The 21,714-nt window shown below is 36.5% G+C and carries 23 protein-coding genes and 2 pseudogenes; 22 read left to right on the forward strand and 3 right to left on the reverse strand.

Features of this window, described 5'->3' with window-relative positions; genetic code table 11:
* The first annotated feature begins 8 nt into the window (after nucleotides 1-8).
* The 6 genes from I7X29_RS12560 to I7X29_RS12585 all read left to right on the forward strand — a co-directional run bounded on the left by I7X29_RS12560 (nucleotide 9) and on the right by I7X29_RS12585 (nucleotide 5,957).
* Complete coding sequence (locus I7X29_RS12560; RefSeq protein ID WP_198475117.1) at nucleotides 9-2,717, forward strand: calcium-translocating P-type ATPase, PMCA-type; 2,709 nt, start codon at nucleotides 9-11, stop codon at nucleotides 2,715-2,717.
* A gap of 132 nt (nucleotides 2,718-2,849) precedes the next feature.
* The gene (locus I7X29_RS12565; RefSeq protein WP_198466705.1) at nucleotides 2,850-3,044 is read left to right on the forward strand and encodes a type II toxin-antitoxin system HicA family toxin; all 195 of its coding nucleotides are present in this window, start codon (nucleotides 2,850-2,852) and stop codon (nucleotides 3,042-3,044) included.
* A gap of 11 nt (nucleotides 3,045-3,055) precedes the next feature.
* Nucleotides 3,056-3,466, forward strand: a complete 411-nt coding sequence (locus tag I7X29_RS12570; RefSeq protein WP_198466706.1) for a type II toxin-antitoxin system HicB family antitoxin — start codon at nucleotides 3,056-3,058, stop codon at nucleotides 3,464-3,466.
* A gap of 21 nt (nucleotides 3,467-3,487) precedes the next feature.
* On the forward strand, nucleotides 3,488-3,970 hold the full coding sequence (locus I7X29_RS12575; protein ID WP_198475119.1) for an SMI1/KNR4 family protein: 483 nt from the start codon (nucleotides 3,488-3,490) through the stop codon (nucleotides 3,968-3,970).
* A complete protein-coding gene (locus I7X29_RS15625; RefSeq protein WP_198475121.1) occupies nucleotides 3,967-5,154 on the forward strand; it encodes a TPM domain-containing protein in 1,188 nt (395 codons plus the stop codon). The genes I7X29_RS12575 and I7X29_RS15625 overlap by 4 nt, the downstream gene beginning before the upstream one ends.
* Nucleotides 5,155-5,222: 68 nt before the next feature.
* Nucleotides 5,223-5,957, forward strand: coding sequence for a hypothetical protein (locus I7X29_RS12585; RefSeq protein ID WP_198475123.1), 735 nt, complete (start codon nucleotides 5,223-5,225; stop codon nucleotides 5,955-5,957).
* 96 nt (nucleotides 5,958-6,053) lie between these two features.
* On the opposite strand, the gene I7X29_RS15485 is transcribed toward I7X29_RS12585, so the two are convergent.
* From I7X29_RS15485 to I7X29_RS15495, 3 genes and pseudogenes are all read right to left on the reverse strand, one after another.
* Entirely contained in the window at nucleotides 6,054-6,446 is a 393-nt protein-coding gene (locus I7X29_RS15485) for a transposase (protein ID WP_262895902.1), read from the reverse strand.
* Between the two features lie 28 nt (nucleotides 6,447-6,474).
* A pseudogene (locus I7X29_RS15490) lies at nucleotides 6,475-6,684 on the reverse strand (transposase); the annotation flags it as partial.
* Nucleotides 6,606-6,878 carry a hypothetical protein gene (locus I7X29_RS15495; protein ID WP_317191537.1) on the reverse strand — a complete coding sequence of 91 codons (273 nt, stop codon included), beginning with the start codon at nucleotides 6,876-6,878 and terminating at the stop codon, nucleotides 6,606-6,608. The gene I7X29_RS15495 and the pseudogene I7X29_RS15490, both read right to left, overlap by 79 nt.
* Before the next feature lie 155 nt (nucleotides 6,879-7,033).
* On the opposite strand from I7X29_RS15495, the gene I7X29_RS12595 reads away from it, so the two are divergent.
* From I7X29_RS12595 to I7X29_RS12670, 16 genes and pseudogenes are all read left to right on the forward strand, one after another.
* Nucleotides 7,034-9,091 (forward strand): hypothetical protein, encoded by a 2,058-nt coding sequence (locus I7X29_RS12595; protein ID WP_198475125.1) that lies wholly within the window; start codon nucleotides 7,034-7,036, stop codon nucleotides 9,089-9,091.
* Entirely contained in the window at nucleotides 9,085-9,603 is a 519-nt protein-coding gene (locus I7X29_RS12600; RefSeq protein ID WP_198475127.1) for a DUF3828 domain-containing protein, read from the forward strand. The genes I7X29_RS12595 and I7X29_RS12600 overlap by 7 nt, the downstream gene beginning before the upstream one ends.
* A 9-nt stretch (nucleotides 9,604-9,612) precedes the next feature.
* Complete coding sequence (locus tag I7X29_RS12605; RefSeq protein WP_198475129.1) at nucleotides 9,613-10,134, forward strand: DUF3828 domain-containing protein; 522 nt, start codon at nucleotides 9,613-9,615, stop codon at nucleotides 10,132-10,134.
* Nucleotides 10,135-10,392: 258 nt separating this feature from the next.
* Nucleotides 10,393-10,665: pseudogene (locus tag I7X29_RS12610) on the forward strand (hypothetical protein); the annotation flags it as partial.
* 65 nt (nucleotides 10,666-10,730) lie between these two features.
* Complete coding sequence (locus I7X29_RS12615) at nucleotides 10,731-10,961, forward strand: hypothetical protein (protein ID WP_198475131.1); 231 nt, start codon at nucleotides 10,731-10,733, stop codon at nucleotides 10,959-10,961.
* A gap of 297 nt (nucleotides 10,962-11,258) precedes the next feature.
* Entirely contained in the window at nucleotides 11,259-12,323 is a 1,065-nt protein-coding gene (locus I7X29_RS12620) for a PKD domain-containing protein (protein ID WP_198475133.1), read from the forward strand.
* Between the two features lie 27 nt (nucleotides 12,324-12,350).
* Nucleotides 12,351-13,079: a DUF4280 domain-containing protein gene (locus tag I7X29_RS12625; protein ID WP_198475135.1), complete on the forward strand. Its 729-nt coding sequence runs from the start codon at nucleotides 12,351-12,353 to the stop codon at nucleotides 13,077-13,079.
* A 5-nt stretch (nucleotides 13,080-13,084) separates the two neighbouring features.
* Nucleotides 13,085-13,879, forward strand: a complete 795-nt coding sequence (locus tag I7X29_RS12630; RefSeq protein WP_198475137.1) for a hypothetical protein — start codon at nucleotides 13,085-13,087, stop codon at nucleotides 13,877-13,879.
* 1 nt (nucleotide 13,880) lies between these two features.
* Entirely contained in the window at nucleotides 13,881-14,336 is a 456-nt protein-coding gene (locus I7X29_RS12635) for a hypothetical protein (protein WP_009412218.1), read from the forward strand.
* Nucleotides 14,337-14,361: 25 nt separating this feature from the next.
* Entirely contained in the window at nucleotides 14,362-16,857 is a 2,496-nt protein-coding gene (locus I7X29_RS12640) for an AAA family ATPase (protein WP_198475139.1), read from the forward strand.
* Entirely contained in the window at nucleotides 16,854-17,600 is a 747-nt protein-coding gene (locus I7X29_RS12645) for a DUF4280 domain-containing protein (protein ID WP_198475141.1), read from the forward strand. Before I7X29_RS12640 ends, I7X29_RS12645 begins: the two co-directional genes overlap by 4 nt.
* Nucleotides 17,588-18,220, forward strand: a complete 633-nt coding sequence (locus I7X29_RS12650; protein ID WP_198475143.1) for a hypothetical protein — start codon at nucleotides 17,588-17,590, stop codon at nucleotides 18,218-18,220. The genes I7X29_RS12645 and I7X29_RS12650 overlap by 13 nt, the downstream gene beginning before the upstream one ends.
* A 14-nt stretch (nucleotides 18,221-18,234) precedes the next feature.
* Complete coding sequence (locus I7X29_RS12655; RefSeq protein ID WP_198475145.1) at nucleotides 18,235-18,957, forward strand: hypothetical protein; 723 nt, start codon at nucleotides 18,235-18,237, stop codon at nucleotides 18,955-18,957.
* Nucleotides 18,958-19,169: 212 nt separating this feature from the next.
* On the forward strand, nucleotides 19,170-19,811 hold the full coding sequence (locus I7X29_RS12660; RefSeq protein WP_198475147.1) for a C40 family peptidase: 642 nt from the start codon (nucleotides 19,170-19,172) through the stop codon (nucleotides 19,809-19,811).
* Nucleotides 19,811-20,758, forward strand: a complete 948-nt coding sequence (locus I7X29_RS12665) for a type VI secretion system baseplate subunit TssG (protein ID WP_198475149.1) — start codon at nucleotides 19,811-19,813, stop codon at nucleotides 20,756-20,758. The genes I7X29_RS12660 and I7X29_RS12665 overlap by 1 nt, the downstream gene beginning before the upstream one ends.
* 14 nt (nucleotides 20,759-20,772) lie before the next feature.
* Complete coding sequence (locus tag I7X29_RS12670; protein ID WP_198475151.1) at nucleotides 20,773-21,711, forward strand: TssN family type VI secretion system protein; 939 nt, start codon at nucleotides 20,773-20,775, stop codon at nucleotides 21,709-21,711.
* Nucleotides 21,712-21,714 lie beyond the last annotated feature (3 nt).

Raw genomic sequence — 21,714 nt, forward strand, 5'->3', positions numbered from 1 at the left:
AAATAACTATGGCAGAAAAACACCATTACAAAGGACTTACCGATGCGCAAGTTCTTGAAAGTCGTGCCAAACACGGCGAAAACTCACTCTCATCAGTAGAGGGAGAGCCTCTATGGAAGCAATTCTTAGAGAAATTTACTGACCCTATTATCATTATTCTGCTGGTAGCCCTCGTCTTCTCATTTGGGGTATCTACCTATGAATTTACAGTACACAATACGGGTATCCACGCCTTTTTAGAGCCTGTAGGTATCCTCTTTGCCGTACTTTTGGCTACTGGAGTGGCTTTCTATTTTGAACAGAAAGCCAATAAACAATTTGAAATCCTCAATCAAGTAAACGACGATATCTACTATAAAGTTATTCGCAATGAGCGTATTACCCAAGTGCTCAAAAAAGATATCGTAGTAGGCGATGTGGTTATCTTAGAAACAGGAGAAGAGGTACCTGCCGATGGAGAACTCCTTGAAGCAGTATCGTTGCACGTGAACGAATCAACGCTCACTGGAGAACCTATGGTACACAAAACTACTAACCCTGCCGATTTTGAAGCCGAAGCTACTTACCCCTCTAACTACATCTGTCGCGGGACTTCAGTATCCGATGGACATTGTATTTTTGAGGTGAAAAAAGTGGGTGATGCTACCGAATACGGCAAAGTGTTTGAAGGTGTACAGATAGACAATAGCGTAAAAACCCCGCTCAACGAACAATTAGACCATTTGGCAGGAATGATTACTAAAATCAGTTATGCAATAGCTGCTTTGGTGATTGTAGGTCGCCTTATCGTGTATTTCACCAATCCTGCAAATAGTTTAGACGCTATCAATTGGGTATCCTTTGGAGGTTACCTGCTCAACACCGTGATGATTGCCATTACCGTAGTAGTAGTAGCCGTGCCTGAAGGCTTGCCGATGAGTGTTACCCTCAGTTTGGCATATAGTATGCGCAGTATGATGGCTACTAACAACCTCGTGCGCAAGATGCACGCTTGTGAAACGATGGGAGCTACCACTGTGATTTGTACTGACAAAACGGGTACGCTCACCCAAAACCAAATGACCATTTACGAGACTTTCTTCAACGCAGGTACTGATGAGAAACTCATAGCCGAATCTATGGCAGTGAACTCTACCGCTTATCTCGATTTCACTGATAAAGATAAACCCAACGTATTGGGTAACCCTACCGAAGGAGCTCTCCTTTTGTGGCTCTACGGCAAAGGTATCAACTACTTGCCTATACGCGAAGAGAGCGAGGTATTACAGCAACTCACCTTCTCTACCGAACGCAAGTATATGGCTACTTTGGTACAATCGCCTACACTTGGCAAACCTGTGTTGTACGTAAAGGGAGCGCCTGAAATAGTAATGACTTTCTGCCACGAAGGCGGTAAATTCCTTTCTGATATTTCACAAGCCGATTTTGAGGCTAAACTCTTGCAATATCAAAACCAAGCGATGCGCACCATCGGTTTTGCGTATAAAGTGATTGACGACCCTAAAGCGATTATCTCAGAAAACGGTAAGCTCGTAGTAAACGGCTTGCACTTTATAGGTATCACTGCTATTTCTGACCCCGTACGCCCTGATGTACCTGCTTCTATTGAAGAGTGTATGCACGCAGGCATTCAGGTAAAGATTGTAACCGGAGATACCCCTGGTACCGCAAGAGAAATCGCTCGCCAAATACATTTGTGGGACGACAGTTGCACCGATCGCAACCAAATTACCGGTGTAGAGTTTGCCGCAATGAGCGATGCCGAACTTTTAGACCGCATAGGCGATCTACGTGTAATTTCGCGCGCACGTCCGCTCGACAAAGCACGTCTCGTGAACCTATTGCAACAAAAAGGTGAAGTTGTAGCCGTAACCGGTGATGGTACGAACGATGCACCAGCCCTCAAAGCTGCCCAAGTAGGTCTTTCAATGGGTGATGGAACCTCAGTAGCTAAAGAAGCCTCAGATATTACCATTTTGGACAACTCATTCAGCAGTATTGGTAAAGCTGTGATGTGGGGACGCTCGCTCTATTTGAACATTCAGCGTTTTATCCTCTTCCAGATGACCATCAACGTAGCAGCGTGTATCATCGTGCTTATCGGGGCTTTCTTAGGAGTAGAATCACCGCTTACTGTAACCCAAATGCTTTGGGTGAACCTTATAATGGACACCTTTGCCGCTTTGGCATTAGCATCATTGCCACCGAGCAACCGCGTGATGAACGACAAACCACGTGCGCGTGGCGCTAATATCATCAGCTCTCCAATGGCAAAAGGCATCTTTGGGGTAGGAGGATTCTTTGTATTGTTGCTCTTTGGTTTCATTCAGTACTTTAAGAATGAAAATATAGAGAGTCTCACTCAATTCTCAATTACTGATTATTTCAGTCATTTCTTCCATTTTGGAGCTCCCAAAGACCGTTTAGATCCTTATGAACTTTCCTTGTTCTTCTCGATATTTGTATTCTTGCAATTCTGGAATATGTTCAATGCCAAAGCCTACCGCACCGGCAAGAGCGCATTCAACAACCTCGGTAAGAGTCAAGGATTTATGCTCATCGCCTTAGCCATTGTATTAGGACAAGTGTTCATCACTACTTTTGGTGGACAGATGTTCAATGTAACACCTCTCAAATTGGTAGACTGGGCAATTATTATTGGTGCTACCAGTGTAGTGCTCTGGTTAGGAGAAATCCTTAGAGCAGTTAAGAGATAAGAATTAAGAGATAAGAAATTTTAAAAGCACAATAGCTAAAATGATTAGCTATTGTGCTTTTTTTGTTTTACAAAGTTTGCTAATTAAAATAATAGCATTATCTTTGCAAAGAAAAATTAATCAACTATAGCAATGAAATATTCGGAATTAGAAAAGAAACTAAAAGAATTTGGTTGCTTTGATACTGGTAAACAAGCCAATGGACACCCTTTATGGTTCAGTCCGATTACAGAGAAAAGATTCAAAATGAGTAATCATAAAAGTAAAGAAGTAGCTACTGGCACACTAAAAAGTATCTTAAAAGATGCTGGTATTAACAATAACTAAAAATTATAACTATGAATAAAGTAAAAGCATTTATTGAAAGAGCTAATGATGGCTCCTATAGTGTATATATAGATTTAGATGACAAGACTTTAAACTATGGCATACACGGAGAAGGTGAAACTGTAGAAGAAGCATTAGCTGATTTTAAAGCCTCGTATGCTGATATAAAAACCCTTTACAAAGAAGAAGGAAAACCTTTTGTAGAGGCTACTTTTGAATTTTTGTATGACTTACCCTCATTTTTGCAACATTATTCTAATGTATTCAGCTATGCGGGATTGAGTAGGCTTACGGGAGTTAATCAATCGCAACTAAGTCAGTATGTACAAGGGTATCGCAAACCTACAAAGCGTACTTCTATGAAAATTCAAGAGAAATTACACTCTTTATCACAAGAATTACGACAAATACAATTTGTGTAATCAACCAAAAACTCCTAAACTATGGAACACTTCACTAAAAACTTAGCAATCTTACAAAAACTCCTTACAGAAAGTAATGGCGCTTTTATGCATTTTGGCAATGAACAATACCGTTTTACCCAACAAGCAACTGTTACTCCTGAAGAAATAGCTGATTTTGAAGCTCAGCACCACATCAAGCTGCCCGAAACTTTCAAAACTTTCCTCATTACCTTGGGAGCTTGCACCCTTTTTGAAGACGAACTAGGTTTTGCCTATCAGTTTTTTCCTCCTAATCAATGGGAAGCCTTTTCAGCTGAAGTATTTGAAGGAACTGGTGAATATCTCTTCCCAAAAGTTTTATTAGTGTGTTACCCTAATGTCGGTCATCAAGCGGGATTTATCACTACCCAACCCGATGCTTTTGGCACATTTTATTCGGATATTCCTCTTGAATACTGGGAAGAAGACACTGAATTACTGCCTTTTGCCGATTGGCTAAACGAGGAAATGGCTACACTATGAAACAGCGAAAACTCATAGTCTATATACTTTTATGGCTAGGCTTGGTAGGAATGTTTTTAGGGATTATTATCGCTTCTATAAGCAGTAGTGAAGGCTATATGGTAAATGATGTTATCAAAATAGGGGCAAAAGATACTCTTCATAACTTTCATATTACCGACCCCAAGAAGGTGCTCAACACAGCGGATAGCGACAAATTAAATCGTTTATGCGACAGTTTATATCAATATAGTGGTATAAAAATAAACGTTCTTGTACTTCCTGCTATTTCTGGGGCTTATGATTCTCCTTTTGAGTTCACTCACAATCTGAGAGACTATTGGGTAAGTAAATCAAAATATAACAACACAGATATTTTTGTATTACTACTTACCGATAAAAAGCAACGAAATATCACCTTTAACGTAAATAGTTACCTAACTGAAAGGCTTAGTGATGATGCTTGCCTATACATACAAAGAAAGCTGATGATCCCTGTAATGAAAAAGGGGAATTATGGGCAGGGACTTATTATAGGTGTGAACGAAATTATCAATTTTTTAGACGAAAATCCTCAATCACAAGCTTCTTTTAAAACTTATCAAGAAACAAAAGCGCTAAAAGAAAAGCTATGTATTACATTTTTGCTAATTGTCTTTATAATAGGTTTAAGCTATATCAGTTACCAAATAGCTATTTCTGAAGTGAATAACTGTGACCCCTCTGTGTCTTTCTACGAAAAGTATCTCTCTTGGCGTCGCAAAGCAACCCCTACTAATTCATTAGTATTTTGCTATTTCTTTAGTTATTTTTGGATAATAATGTGTGTGATAAAACGCGAAATTATCTATGAGGGTATTCTTATGGCGGCATTTTTTATAGTCTCTTGCACTATATATATAATGGTAAGAACTACAATTTTTAAAAATGCTTTTAAGAAACTTGTAGCCAGCACCTCTTGTCCTAATTGTCATCAATCCAATTGTATTTCCTTAAAAAACAAAGAGAGTATTAGTGCCGATAGCAATACAGTACACAACAAATACACTTTCATCTGCTCTTATTGTCAGCATACCGATATTTATAAAGAAAAATATCGTATTAGTTACGGTTATGATGGTGGTGGAGGCTTTGATGGTGGTGGTGGAGGCGATGGCGGTGGCGGCGGAGGCGGCGGCGATGGAGGGGGCTCTTCAAGTTTCTAATCCCCTCTTACTCACGACACCGAATTACTGCCTTTTGGCGATTGTCTAAACGAAGAAATGGCTACACTATGAGAAAACAAGTCATCACCATTATTGCTATTATCTTACTCCTTTTAGCGGGAGCAGGATTCCTATTTGTTAAATATGTCCAACAGAAAACAGCTGTTTATTACGCTGAAAAAGAAAGCAGACTCTACCGCTACTACTACGATTATTACTACGCTCATAACAAACGTTTTTCGGCTACTGAATTTTTAAAAGTTCTATCACGCAAAGACCCTGAACTATACGAATTGCTGAAAAACGAAAAAATCGTATATTACCCCAAAGAAGAAGGTTTTGCCTACCAAAGATACGCATCATCACAAAATTTTGTAAGTTTTGAAGATTTTACCTTTGCAAAATTCCTATTCTCTGATGCCAATATAGCCATAGACCCGATAATGTCCTTTAGCAAAATAGACTATGAAACTGATGTGATATATCAATACAAAAACGATAGTTTTATAGAAAAAGAGGTATTCAACAAACGGTTACTGATAGATAAATACACTCAGCTATTGCATTGCAAAAAACCTTTTTTAGAAGAAGATTGCCCCTCCTCCGACTACAATTTATGCAAAGAGGCAACCGCAGTGATTTTTCCAAAAGAAGTAGCTATTGTAAAATCGAGTTTTGAACCTGAAAGTGAAGCGATTATCAAGCAAGTTTTGCAAACACACTACATTAATGCCAACGATACACTTATGGTAGTGGTGATTTTTCCCAACCTTAGTGAAGCAAAATGTTTGAATATCAATTGACTATTGATAATTGGTTAATTGACAAATTATTACTATCTTTGCGCCAGAATTAATTTTTTTATGCAAAAATTGAAACTACTTTTATAATAAACGTGTTTAAACTTTTTTGAGGAACTTGGATATAAACCCTAATAAGAGCATTCCAATCCAAGTTACATCAAGATACTCATATCTCATTATCAAATCTTTATATCCGTCAAGCCAACCATTTGCTTGTTCAATCTTAAACCTATTTTTGTACAATTCTTCATCAAAATAAATATCTGGTTGCTTTCCATTTCGGGGATTAGGTTTAATATTTGCTATAATTTCTTTGCTTTCTAAAAACTCTCTAAGAGATTTGCTGTCAAATCCTGCATCAGCATTGAGAAACAGTCCTTTGTACTCTATTCCTGCTTCTTCTAAAAAAGCTAAGATTTCTTTTAGTACTTCTTCTATTTCATATAAGTCATTGTGATTTCCAGCTTTAGGACTCCTCATTGCTATCATTTGCCCTTTATTATCACACAAAAAAATACTATTTGTGGTTACGGATTTTTTTTCTTGCTTGATAGCCTATAGATTCTCCTTTTTGCCGACAACGTGTATGACTACCATCCAATTGAACGCAAGACATATCTAATTTTCTTTTCTTCTTGCTTAATAGATTTAACCATATTCGCTGAAAGCTACCGTCTTTACTCCATTTGTTGAAGTAGTAATAGACATTTTGCCAGATTTCTCCTTTTTCAAAATAGCTCTCAACTGGAAGTTCTCTCCATTGTACCCCTGTTTTAACCTCTTGAGAATCAATAAAAATATTGAAGCCAAATCAAAATTACTTTTAAATCCTCTTTTTCCTACACTTAAAAAGGAAATAATCCATTTATTTATTGTATCTTTGCCCAAAGTTCCTGAATTTTGGTGTTTTTTCTCAAACACAAAATTACTAATTTTCGGGAACTTTTACTTTATTATAGGAAAAGTTTAAACAGCTTTACAAATAAAAAACCATACCAACAAAAAAATAACCATTAACCATTGCCCATAAAATAGTATTTTGTACCTTTGCCAACAAAAATAAAACATAATAAGCTATGCCCGACGAAAAGATAAAAATAACAAAAGGAACTCCCTCCCATACTTTAGGAGAAAGACTAAAATTTGAAGTGATAAACCCTGTATCGAAAAATGAAGGATATTATCTATGGAACGTTTTTTACAATAATGATGAAAAACAATGGAAGCCTATAAGAACTATAAATGGCAAATCATATAAATTTGAATGCCATTTTGAAAAAGAGAGTAGTGATGGCGTTACTTTTCAAGTAAGAGTTTATAAGAATGACAAAAAGCCTGAAATAGAAGAAAATACACTTTTAGATTTTATTGAAGTTACCCCTCATAAACGTATTGAGAAAGCCCCTAAAATCATCTCAACACACTTCTTCCCTGAAGGAGAATACGATACTAACAACAAAGTCAGTGTTTATGATTCCCTCCATCTACGTGCTAAAACAGAAGGCTTAACAGGTAAGGAAATACAATTCCACGTGTGCCAAGAAGAAAACGGAAAAGAAGTCGTAAAAGATACTGTTTCAGCTCGTGTAGACCATACCGATTACGCCACTACAAAAATAAAACTACCCATCGACACTATCAAAAGCATACTTACTAATAAAAACCAAGAAAACCAAAAAGATTACTACATTAAAGCCAGCTTTGGGCTTGATAAGAACGGAAAGAAATCAACAGGAGAGATTACCAAAACCTATTTTATTGATAAACAGGGCAACCCAATCGAGAAAATATCCATTGGTGATACCATACGCGTATGTATTGACTCCAAAGGTGAAATAGCTGATTTTCTGCAATATACTATTTACGAAAAAGACAAGCATACATCTGATGACGTTATCTTCCAAAGTCCTAAATTTAAACTCAACAACAACCACTTCTTTTGTAGAGAGATAGTAGTAACCAAAGAACTCTTTAACAAAGGTTACGGAGTCTCTCACGCTACCTTCGATTCTGATTATAATGTACAAGATTACTACATCAAAGTAGAGCGTTTTAGCGGAAGTGCAAACTCCAAAACCTTTGCGGTAACCTCCGATACCCTTAAAGTTCACTATGGCAAAAGCCCCGTTAAAGTAACTGTAAATGAAAAGAAAGTAGAACAACTCCCTCTATTAAAGGATATATTTTTACCAGCACTTAAAATAGAAACAGCTAATAAAATCTCATCAGGAAAGGAAACCTTACACATTAACAGTGAAAAAGAAACCTATCAAATACTTTCCTCAAAGAGTATTATGGATATAAAACAAGATGGTAGAGCAAGATATATCGATATACCTATTACAAGAATTGATAGAAATAGTATGTACATACACTTTTCCCTTTTTCATCTTGGAGAACGTAAATATGGCTATATTTATCCCATAATAAGCACTATGCCTAACACTGAAAAGGATTATAAAGATCATCAGCAAATAGAAAAGAGCCTTACGGGTAAAGTTTCTGTCAATGACAAAGAAAGAACAACGCATTTCGGTGACTTAGTATATAGGATATATTCTTTTACTACTTTTATAGATTTTGAAATAACAATTAAAGAGGATATTGGTAAAGATATTTATATAGATTTTTATTGTACGATCTTCAGTTCAATAAGAAATCCTACCACAGATGGATTAATATTTAAAATTAAACTACCCACTAGAAGATCTGGCTTTGATATTGATGCTGCAGTAACGCGAATACATAAAGAAATAGATGAAAGACCTGATAAAAACCCTACTGGTTCTTGCGCAAAATATGTAAGATGGGGCTTAGAATCAGGAGGAATAGATACAAGTGACCGTCCTGATTATGCTTGTAAATATGGTCCTTTTTTACTGAGAAAGGGATTTAATCAAATAAATATAACAGACCCTAATGATTATACTCCTATCAAAGGGGATATTGTTGTTTTTGACACATACCCAGGTCAGCCAAAATATCCTGCTGGGCATATCCAAATGTACAATGGAGAGAAATGGGTGTCAGATTTTGTACAAAGACGTTTCTGGCCTGGTACTGCTTATGAAAATGATTATAAAAAGAGAAAAGAAGAAAAAAGAGAAATTAATTTTAAAATATTCAGATGGTAAAGATTTATTATTTTATTTCAGCGTGTTTATTGTTGTTTTCTTGCAATAATAACAATACCCAAGTATCATCTTCTGATGATATTAGAGATACTATTTCCTCTATCAAAAGAGATACCATAGTAGAAAAAGATACAATTGCACCAATTCAAGTGCCTAAAGAAGAAACTGATGAAGCTACAAAGATGATTTTAGAATTTTATGACAAGTATATCAGGCTGCAAGATAAAATGCTTTGTCATGATTGTCAAGAAGAATTGATAAGAATTAAGAAAAGATATTTATCAAATAAATTGATAAAAAAAATAAAACCTACTGAAGATAGAGATATGGATTTTATTGTAGATGCCCAAGATGTTTTCATAGAATGGTTGGACTCTATTAAGGTAAAGAAGATAAATTCAAAAAGATATAATGTGTATCTTTTTAACTTTTATGATAACAGATATGATAGCATACAATTAAAAGTTGCTAAAAAGAAAGACAGGTATATTATTGATGACATTATATTTTAAAATATTCAGATGGTAAAAATTTATTATTTTATTTCAGCGTGTTTATTGTTGTTTGCTTGTAACAATAATAATAATACCCAAGTATCATTAGAAACTGATACTACAGATACTATTTCCTCTATCAAAAGAGATACCATAGTAGAAAAAGATACAATTGCACCAATTCAAGCTTCTAAAGAAGAAACTGATGAAGCTACAAAAATGATTTTAGAATTTTATGATAAGTACATCAGACAGCAAGATAAAATGCCTTGTGGGGAGTTTTGCGAAGAAGAATTAAGGGAAATAGAAAGGGAGTTTCTATCAAGTAAATTAATACGGAAAGTAAATTCAGATGAATTAAGTTCAGATCCTATTGTAAAAGCCCAAGATACCAACCTAAAATGGTTAGACTCTCTTAAAGTAAAGAAGATAAATTCAAAAAGATATAATGTTTATATTTTTGATTTCTTTTTAAATAGATATGATAGCGTACAATTAAAAGTAGCTAAGAAGAAGGACAAGTATATTATTGATGATATTATTTTTTAGAAAGAGATTTACAGCCGTTTTGCCTCACATCTCTTTCAGGCTGATGTTACTATCCACTACAACAAAGCCTCCTTTATGGAGGCTATCCAACTTGCCAATACCAAAATAGACGAGATACGCACGGAGTTCAGCCGCTGGCTCTTAGAGTAGTCCTCTGAGTTTAAAGAGCGCCTTGCCAAGCGGTATAACGAAACCTTTAACTGCTTTGTACGCCCACAGTACAACGGCGCACATCAAGACTTCCTTGGTCTTTATCGTGAGTCGTTCGGCACAGGGGCCAATGCACAGAAAAAAGCCGTTGCTGTACATCACTTGGATACCCCTTGGCGTCCCAGCGACTTGCAACAAAGGGACGGACGTGCCATTCGCAAAGGCAATGAAGTGTCCAAATATTTTGCTGATAATAAGGTGGATGTGATTATCTATGCCGTTCAAAAATCTTTGGACTCTTACAAGTTCAATCTACTGTTTAACAAACAGCTTTTTATCGATCAGCTTAAGAACAATAAGTTGGGCAAACGCACTATTGATTAGGGAGCTATGGACGAAAAATCGGGAATAAAGAACAGCAAAAGATCGCTGACATCCAAAAAGACTTGCCTATACTTCAAGAAATCCTCTCTGGCAGTTGGAATAAAGAAGCTGAACTTACCCAGCTTAAAACTGACCTTGCAGCTATCGACCGAAGGATACTCTTGTCCATTACTCCTGAGAGTAGTGGTGCTGAGGAAGGGGAGTCTGTAGAGCAGGGGGAACAAGAGTCTCAAGAGCAGCATAACACTCCTGAAAAGCAGGAAGCAAAATCAGTGGTGAAATTCAGGATGTAGTACCCTACATTACCTATATAACGCCTATATACGTGAATTACGTATATAGGCTTAAGAGGTAAGCTAAGTTGGGTTATAAACTCACCCTACAAACTTTTACTAACACTAAATTAGTAAAATATTAGTCGTATTATTGTAAAACGAACCAAAACATAAAAAGACAAAAGTGTCTAAATATTTTATATCTATATGATTATCAGTAGATAACAAAATATTTTGAAAAAACCTTGTCTTTTATTTTGTGATGTAGAATATTTTTAGTAATATTGCCGCACAATTCATCAATTTTCCTGTTTTATGAAGAAAAGCGTGCTAAAATACTTCCCAAAACTCGATACTACAGTCTTTCTCACCTTTGGCGGGATACTTTTGCTCGGGCTCATAATCTTAATATACCAACTCAATCACCGCACAGACTGCACTGAAGCCAAATATATTATCCACACAGACGACTTCATCACTAAAAATCTCATTGAGTTCATCGATAATACCAAAGGAGCTACTTCTTGGAAGTGGGATTTCGGGGATGGCTCTGCCGTAGATTACAACCAAAACGCACTTCACTCTTACAACAAAGCAGGACAATACATCGTTACCCTTACCATCAACAACACTTGCAGTTTTCAAAAAATAGTAACTATCACAGACCCTGATGCCGATTCAGGCTATCTGCCTGTTATCATCGCCCCCAATGTAGCCTTTGAGGGGGATACCATCAAGTTTAACGCCCGCAAAGAAGGTGGCATTTCTTTTGAGTGGAGCTTTGGCGAGGGTGCTGGTACTGATGCCCTTGGTGAAAAAGTTACTTATAGCTTTAAAACCACTGGCAAAAAGACCGTTTCCTTGATTGTCAATGGCGATATAGAGCATATCGCCACTAAAACCATCTACATTGCCCCTAAACATATTGCTGCTAAAAAGAAAAGCGATGCATCCTCTTACGAATTTGAAAAACCTCATTCCGACTTTGAGTTGCCACGGGGTAAGGCTCAAAAAGACCCTTTGGTAGATTTTATTGGACACCTACCTGTAACCCCTGCACCCCAAAAGGAGAAAGACAGCATTCCTTCCCCTAAAAAAGCACCAGATATCTCAGTAGAGCAGTTCCAACTTTTACTGGGTCAAGTAGCCGCACAATCTAAGACAAAAGACGATTTTAAAGAGTATCTCTGTGGTAATTTTAGCACTCCTGTGGTAGTAAACGACCAAAAACTCGTCCCCTTTGAACAGCTTTGTAGGGATATTGCAGGTAAAAAGATTAAAATCTCCACAATGCGCCTACAAAAAGATACTAAAAACTGCATTCAGAATATCCATATCTACTATAAAGTCAAAAAATGGGGCGTATGGATAAAGGAATAAAAATCAAACTACTAAAAATACAGCAAAATGGCACAGAAACATTTAGTATGTCAAGGGGCAACCTGCCAATGTCAATTTGGCAATGCTCCCGATAAGTTAAAGGTACTTACACAGACCAAGGCATTCATCAATGAGGAAGAGCCACAAGAGAAATTGGTAGCTACAACTGCGGATATAGGAGCTACTTTTGAGAAAAACACCTTTGGACTATGTCAGATGCAACCACTGCCAGGTGGGGGCTATAAACCCTGTCAGGCAATGGTAACTCAGTGGAGTGGTGCTTATGAGAACGTTACCTATGAGGAAAACAATGGGCACCCTCTTTTAGAGGACAGCAAAGCCACCTGCCCCATAGGCGGCAAAGACTGCATCAGCATCATCAATCACGGACAAGTCTCTGAGATAACTAAGGTGAATATAATCAATGCCAATCCTGCAAAGATTACAATGATAAACCCCTTTGTGAATTTCCATAAACTCAGAAAAGAGATACTTACAAAACCTGATATTATAGAAGCCTATTTCACAGACTTACAAGGTAATAAAATAGACTTGGGAGAAGATGAACAAGAGGTTTACTTAGTAATTGAAGGCGAAAACCTATCAGGATTAACATTGGATTTTAACCTCAACAATAAAGATCTTGACTTCAAATATAAGGACAACATCTTAGAAAATGACACATTAAAAGATTACACCTTTACAAATGACACTCAAGAACAAATACCGCTAACCGTTATAAACACTAAAAAATAACTCCTATGGCAACAATAACAATTACACTTAGAGAAACAGGCAAATCCGTAACAGCTACCTTGAGAGCTACAGGAGGAACGTCTCCTATAAAGTTAGTTATAACAACAGAAATAACAGGATATACTTGTTTGTTTATCTATGGCGATCATAATGACTTGGATTATGAATCAATAGTTGTTCCAACTTATAAGATGAAAGTTGAAAAAGATGGGAAAGTTGTTGCTTCATACAATGTCACAAGAGATTCTTGGTATTCAAGAGGAGTAATAAATGACAATTGGGGATGGAATGACGATATAGAATTATCTAATAGATGTTTTGAGCCTGCTAATGGAAACGTTAATTTATATGCTACAAGAGCAACCGCATATCCACCTGGAGCTGGTGTAGATGCATTTGCACTAAGACAACATAATTCAGAGGAACTAAATGCTGTACCTCATACTAAAAGGATGCAAACTTTTGTTAATGGAAAACCCATTCATGGTTGTAGAGAAAACTTATCCATAGCTAAGGGGGTTATGATACATATAGGAGGTTGGTTCAAGGGTGCTAATGGAAATAAATTAGCAGGTTCTTATGGATGTTTTGGAATTGTTCCAAAGGCTCAAATAAGTACTACAGCAGCAGAAGCCGAAAGAGTAAGGAAAGACAGTTTATACCAAAATTATGTACCTGCAAATGAGGAATATAAAGCAGCAATAAGATATATTCTAGGACAAGCAGAAGGGAGAGCTATACAAGTGGTTGTTGAGAAAAGAGGTAAAGTAGAAGAATTAAGAACCTTAAAAAATCAATAAGATGAGTAAGATTATAAATTTAGTAACAATTGTTTTGTTATTTATTAGTTGCAACAACACTTCTAAGAAATTAGAGATGCTAAAAGAAGGCACATTTATTTATGAGAGAGAAAGAGTTCTTGAGAAAAAAAATATTACAGTTGAACAATCAGAAATAGAAATGATAAGAGAAACTAAATATGTTGTTGAAGAAAAAGTTATTTACGATAGTTTAGGTATTTTGCAAATATATGATGGTGCTGCAGAGGGTTTTATTATTCACACAAGAAATAAAAGTGATGGAAATATTATATTCAAAAATAGGGGGTATAGTAATAAAATATTAATAAATAGAAAACTGGATTGTCTTATAGACGGAAAAGATACAATTAGGAACTTTGAAGTGTTTTTAAAAGATAGGCTTATAATGGTCTATCCTAAAGAAGATGATAGAATTTATGTATACAAATTTAAATAATTAATATATCTTATTTTAAAACCCTATGCAACAAAAGCCCTACACTCAGGAAGTCCAAAAAGCCCTTCAAATAGCCCAAAAGATAGGCAAGGAGCATATCCACGCTCATTACTCAGGAGCGCATTTGCTGAAAGCAATGCTCAACCGCGATTTGTCTTTGCTTAAAGCCTTAGAAGCAAAGGGTATTGACGTGTTTTACTTAGAGGAATGGGCAGAGGTGCGTCTTGAGGAACTTCCTAAATCTACACACACTTATAGCTGCGAACCCGATGAGGTCATAGATACCATCTTCACAGAGGCAAATCAAGTCGCTGAAAGTCTTTTTGAGGAAGAAATAAGTCTCTTTGCAGTGATGGTAGCCATTAGCAGTCCAGGGGTAGCTTTTAGCTTTGACCAAATGAAGACCTTTCCTGTCTCTCGTGCTGAACTCCTGAAAGACCAAACCATCAGCGGCACTATCTTCACTAACACTGCTGACGAACCCCCAGTAAAAAAGAAAAACAACTTCTTACAAAAATACTGCATTCACAAAAACGCACAGGTAAAACCTCCAAAAGAAAAAGACCTTTTAGTAGGGCGCGATACTGAAATCAACAAAATCATTGAAATTCTTTGCCGTTTTAACAAGCCTAATGTGCTGATTATCGGTGATTCGGGAGTAGGTAAAACAGCTGTTTTAGAGGGGTTTGTCCAGAAAGTGGTATGGCAGCAAATCCCAGAACTGCTCGCGGGCTTAGAAGTCTTCGAGTTGGATATGGGGGCTATCGTGGCTGGGGCTTCTTATAAGGGCGAGATTGAAGACCGCTTAAAGAACATCGCCCAAGAACTTAAAGCTCTCCCAAAAGCGGTGCTTATTATTGAAGAAATCCACTCTATTTTGGGCGGACAAGGTTCAGACTCCTCTATTGCAAACTTGCTGAAAAGCGAACTCTCCAAAGGCTTACGGCTTATAGCGACCTCTACCATTGAGGAATACACCAAAAAGATAGAAAAAGAACAGGGACTATCGGGTATGTTTGAACTTTTAAGGTTAGAAGAAAGCGATGACGACACTCATTTTAGAATGCTCAAACAAGCCTTAGCCGACTATCAAAAGCACCACAACATCAGCATTGACGACCTGACCATCAAGGAGGCTATTCGCCTTTCCAAGCGTTTTATGAAGGAGCGCAGTTTGCCTGCTTCGGCAATTGACCTGATAGACCAGACAATGGCATCGCTTAAAACAGCAGGGGAGTCATTCTTAAAAGAACGCAACTATTTTATAGGCAAAGTATTGGAACTGAGGGAAAACAAAAAGCTCCTCAGCGAAAAAGACCGCCGATTGCTGGCGCAGTGGCTTTATAAAGACCTATGCCAAAAACTGCAAAACCTCAGTGGCTCAGAGAGTGAAACACAGAACGAGCATAATCCCATTGAAAACACCCCTACTGATGAACTTCTTGACCTATGCCGCAGTCTTATTGATCGTATTGAAGACATAGCAAAAGAAAAGCGAAACCACATCACTCAGTACGACCTTGCTTTTATCATCTCTCAAAAGACCAACATTCCTATTGGCAAGCTTAAAGAAGAGGAAAAGCAGCGACTCAATGATATGGAAAACGTATTAGCCCAGCGGGTGGTAGGGCAAGATCACGCCATTGCAATTGTCTCTGAGGCTATCTTGGAAAGTCGTTCAGGCTTAAATAAAGCAGGACAGCCCATTGGTTCTTTTTTCTTTTTAGGTCCCACAGGTACGGGAAAGACAGAGCTTGCCAAATCGCTTGCTGAATTTTTATTCCAAGATGAGAATGCCATTATCCGCTTTGATATGTCTGAGTTCAAGGAAGAACACTCAGCTGCCTTGCTCTATGGGGCACCACCTGGTTACGTAGGTTATGAAGAGGGTGGCTTGTTAGTCAATAAAATACGCCAAAAGCCTTATGCCATCGTGCTTTTTGATGAAATTGAAAAGGCGCATAGCTCGGTATTTGACGTCTTCTTGCAGATAATGGATGAGGGTAAACTCCACGACCGTCTGGGCAAAGAGGGAGACTTTTCTAACGCTATTGTGCTCTTCACTTCCAATATAGGTTCTGAGTTTATCGTACAATCCTTTGAAAAGGGAAATATCCCTACTTCTTCTGAGCTTTTAGAGCGGATGAGTAGCTACTTCCGTCCTGAGTTCTTAGGGCGACTTACCGAAACGATACCTTTTGCCCCTATTAGCAAGGGGAATGCGCTAAAAATCTTTGAGATACACTTAAAGAAAGAGCTGTTGGACTTGGTAAAGAATATCAACATACAGTTAGAAATCACCGATACTGCCAAAGAACAGCTTTCAGAAGAGGGGTATGATATCAAATATGGAGCGCGACCTTTAAAGGGCGTTATCCGCGCTAAACTGCGTCGTCCCTTAGCTAAAAAGATTATTGCAGGAGAGTTTAAGGAAGGTGATAGCATCATAGCCGATTGGCAGGAAGGGAAAATCGTATGGAACAGAAAAGAAGATAACAACATAAAAGATAATGTATTATGAGCCAAAAACATTTAGTATGCCAAGGAGCAACCTGCCAGTGTCAATTTGGCAACGCTCCCGATAAGTTAAAGGTACTTACGCAGACCAAAGCCTTTATCAATGAGGAAGAGCCACAAGAGAAATTGGTAGCCACAACTGCCGATGTAGGAGCTACTTTTGAGAAAAACACCTTTGGACTATGTCAGATGCAACCACTGCCAGGTGGGGGGTATAAACCTTGTCAGGCAATGGTAACTCAGTGGAGCGGTGCTTATGAGAACGTTACCTATGAGGAAAACAACGGGCACCCCCTTTTAGAGGACAGTAAAGCTACCTGCCCCATAGGCGGAAAGGACTGTATTAGTATTATTAACCACGGACAGGTGGCTGAGATAACTAAGGTGAATATAATCAATGCCAATCCTGCAAAGATTACAATGATAAACCCCTTTGTAAATTTCCATAAACTCAGAAAAGAGATGCTCACAAAACCAAATATTATAGAAGCCTATTTCACAGACTTACAAGGTAATAAAATAGACCTGGGAGAAGATGAACAAGAGATTTATTTAGTGATTGAAGGCGAAAACCTAGTGGGCGAGCAAATAGATATAGACCTTACTGATAAAAAACTGTATTTTGAATATAATGGTAGCATATTAGAAAATGACCTACTAAAGAATTATACATTCAAAAATGACAATAAAGAACAAATAAAATTAAAAGTAATAGATACTAAATTGATACAAATATGGGAGGTTTAAAAATTACATTAAAAAGTACAGGACAAACAATAACAGCTAAGTTAGACACTGATGATGAAGATTGTTTCATTTGTAAAGATCCTTTTATTTTTAGAAAAGCATTGATTAAGATAGCTCAGACTGATGGAAAAAAATTAGCTGAAAAAGAAATTTATGAGTCTAAAACATTTTCATCAGAAGTATATCCTATGACATTATTCTCTTTAAAAACAGGTGAAGAAATTAAAATAGAAGGAAATTTTCCAAACTATGAAGAGAATAAAGGAGTATATAATAAGACAATGAAATTATTGGGAGGATTAAATGTTAAAGAATTTGATTCATATATGGAGGTTTATGAGAAAAGAGCTTCTAAGGAAAAAAATATACCTTATAAAGCAAAGATTTTTATAAAAGAAGAGGCTTATTTTCATATTTCTTCTGTTGAGGTTATAGAAGGTAGAGTAACCTATACTGATAAGGATAGTAACTTAATTAGGTTTAGTAATAATATAAATCAATATGTAGCAATATTGTCTTTTCAAAATAAAGAAGATCTAAATCTAATATGGGAAACTTATTATTCAGAAGTAAGAAATAGTATTATAAATGATTATATGAAAAAGAAATCTAAAAAATAAAATTGTAATAATATATGAGAAAAATAATAGTTATATTTATCATACTAACAGCAATGGTAATATCTATTTCTATTGCATTTGTTTTGTATTATAATCAAAAGAAAGCTATCTATTATGCTGAACACAGTTTGCTATATAAATATTGTATTGATAACTATAATGCAAATAATAAGAATTTTTTATATAATAAATTCTTAAGCACAGTAGCACAAAAAGATGATACTTTATATAATCTTCTCAAAAAAGAAAAAATAGTTTTTTTACCTTATCATGGGTTTATATGGAAACGTTCCCAAAACATTAAAAATTACATTGACAATAATGAGTATACCTTTTCTAAATTTTTATTTTCTGATAAGAATATTTATATACAAAAGGATGTAGAAGCGCCTATAACAAGTTATAAACCATCAGTAATCTATAAATACAAAAGTAATATCTTTATTGAGGATACTCTATTTAATGATAAGTTATTAAGAAATAAATATGCAGAGATTATCAACTGTCCATTACAAAATTTTAATGCTTATCTTAATAATAAAAAAATAGAAGATTTAAATGCATTAATTCTGATGCAGACTAATAAGATATACTTTATATATTCTGATTTTGACAAAGAAAGTGAGGAAATTATAGCACAGATTCTAAAAGATAATTACACTTCTACGAAAGATACATTTATAGTAAAAATCAATTATTATAATCTTAAAGATGCAGAATGTGTGTATATAAAATAAGCTCATTTTTATCCCTCTCAATCAATTATTCCCTATATAACTCCTATATACGCCCTGTATAAATAAATTGCGTATATAGGGTAGATATAGGAAATAGATAATACATAATTTTTAATGAATAATTTAGTAAAAAACATCTATTTTCAAAAATATTTTATATCTTTACCCCGCGTAAAGGTCTTAGAAAGAACTTAATAAGAACAAAAACCGCAATGACCTATAAGAGACTCATTTACATATCAGCACTCATCTTTACAGCCGCTTGCTCAACAGGTAAGTACATTCGTGAGGTGCCCTATCATTATTCTACGGATAGCTTTCGCAAAGCCGCGCAAGCTCATAAGGATAGTATAGATGCTAAATACACAGAAAGCAATTACAAGGATGAGCAGCTTTCAGATGAGGAAATACGACTTAAAGAAAAATATTCCATCATCTTAAAGACGATGCCACAGGATATACGTAACTATCCCTTATACGCTTATATTGATGCTTGGATGGGTACGCCTTATAAACCGCAGAGCTTGGATAAGAAAACAGGTGTAGATGCCTCTTACTTTGTGCAAGCACTGTTTAGCGATATTTACAAAGAGACCTTTCCTAAAACTGCTGATGGCATATTTCGTTCTAAAGCCTTGCAACTCTTTACAGGAAGGGATTTTTTAAAAGAAGGTGATATATTGTTTTTCAGATATTCCAAAGAACAACCTATCTCAGATGTGGGGATATACCTGCATAACGACCGTATCTTAGCCTGCACAGAGGAAGGGTTAAATATCTATGATTTTAACGACCCTTATTTTCAATTGCGCTATGTAGCTGCAGGCAGACTAAAACAAGAGCAAAAAAAATAATGGCAACAGACTTAGAACATATCGCCCAAGAAATCACTGCTTTGAAATACGACATCAAGGCAGAAGTCCTTGTCAGCGACCTGATACAGCACAAGCATATCAAAGAAAACCAGTGTATTGTAGAGAAAGAAGGGCAGTTCTCACGCAGTTACCGCTTTGATGTGTTGGACGCTTCTGTGAAGGATTACCTGTATGATGCTACTCAGATGCTTTACATAAGTCTCTCCCGTGATAGTCTGTATGATACCTTACCTGAAGGAATGGTACACAGCAAGAATGCGGATACCTCAAAGAAGGGCATAGAGACAATGGTTAAGGAGTATCGCCAGCAAAAGGAAGAAGAGAAAGCAGCCAGATTGTTCTTTGCTCCTTTGGAGAATGAGCTGTTTCAGTTTAACGTACAAACAGAAATCTTTGAGAGTTCGTTCTTAAAAGAAATCAATAGTACCCTTGTTCCTGATGTACTGTACACCCTATGGAATGTCCCTACGAGTTTTGAGCCAGTATTAGCCTCAAAGTTTATCAGCATATTACCTTATGCCTATAAGATTATAGGCGACCTTGATAAGACCTGTGAGGTGCTATCACTGCTTATTGGTGAAGAGGTTAAGGTAAATATCAGAGAATATGACAACTATGCCGATGCCACCCAACATACCTTACTTGGGGATTGTTATTTAGGCTTAGATACGATTGCAGGTACTGATTATACAGATTACACCAAGCATTTGGACTTGCAAATAGGTCCTTTGCAGCAAACTGAGTTACCTGAGTACCTACATCAAGGAACTATTAAAGAGTTTTTAGCATTTTTTTATAGGCACTTCTTCCCTATGGAAGTAGAGGTAACCACAGAGGTCGTGCTACCTAAAGAAAAGCAATCATCAATCTTAAATGCGACAGAAAGTCCCTCCTATTTGGGATACAATACTTACCTAACAGCTTAATATTAGAATACACTATGAACCATATAAAGAAATACTTTGGACACTTACTTGACCCGCAATTGATTATCATTGTGCTGGTTATCATTATGGGCTGTGTAGCCTTAAAGATGTTTTTTGCCTCAAAGGTAGATGGTTTTAAGGAAAAGTATAAAACCAAGTTCTATATCTATATAAGTGCAGCCGTATTTGTTTATGCAGTTGTACCTCTGATGGGCTATAGCCGCCTTTTTATAGACAACAACCTATATGAGTTTATCTTTTATCAGATAGCTTCATTAGGACTGGGAATACTCCACTGCTTTTTATACCGCTACTACTTTAAGAAGTTTGAGTCAAAAGAGGCACTCACAGAGTATCTCTTTGCTATCCTGATAGTAGCTTTTGCAAGCATTCCATTCTTGCTTATTTATTCTTTCCTCAATAACGTAACCTTTGCTTATTGGATGTTGATGCATTTCTTGTGGTTTTTTGTCCCCACCTTGCTTAATGATAGTTTTAACAGAGCTATCAGCATACCTCCTGTGGAGTACGAGTCTTGGCAGTTCCCTGCTGATTACAAACAAAGAGGAAGTATCAAGGATGAGGAAATGCGAGACTTGGTACTCATCTCTTTAGTAGTAAAAAAGGAAGAAACAGATGAGAATTTTAGTTCTTTTAGAGCAAAAGCACCCTCACGTATTGATTTTGGGAGACTTTTCTACAGTTTTGTATTAGACTACAACGAAAAACACTCTAATGAACCTATACAAACGGAAGATGAGAATGGTTTGTGTCATTGGATTTTTTACTTACAACCTAAGTGGTATGAGAAAACGCGGTTTATTATTCCTGATGGTACACTTCTTTCCAATAACATCGTTGAGAACAGTGTAATATTCTGTATACGAAAAGAAGGCGTAGACAATAAAACTAAAGAAGAGGAGGAAGAGGAAGAAACCTATGAATTTCAATAGTAT

The organism is Capnocytophaga periodontitidis (assembly GCF_016126015.1).
GTDB lineage: Bacteria > Bacteroidota > Bacteroidia > Flavobacteriales > Flavobacteriaceae > Capnocytophaga > Capnocytophaga periodontitidis.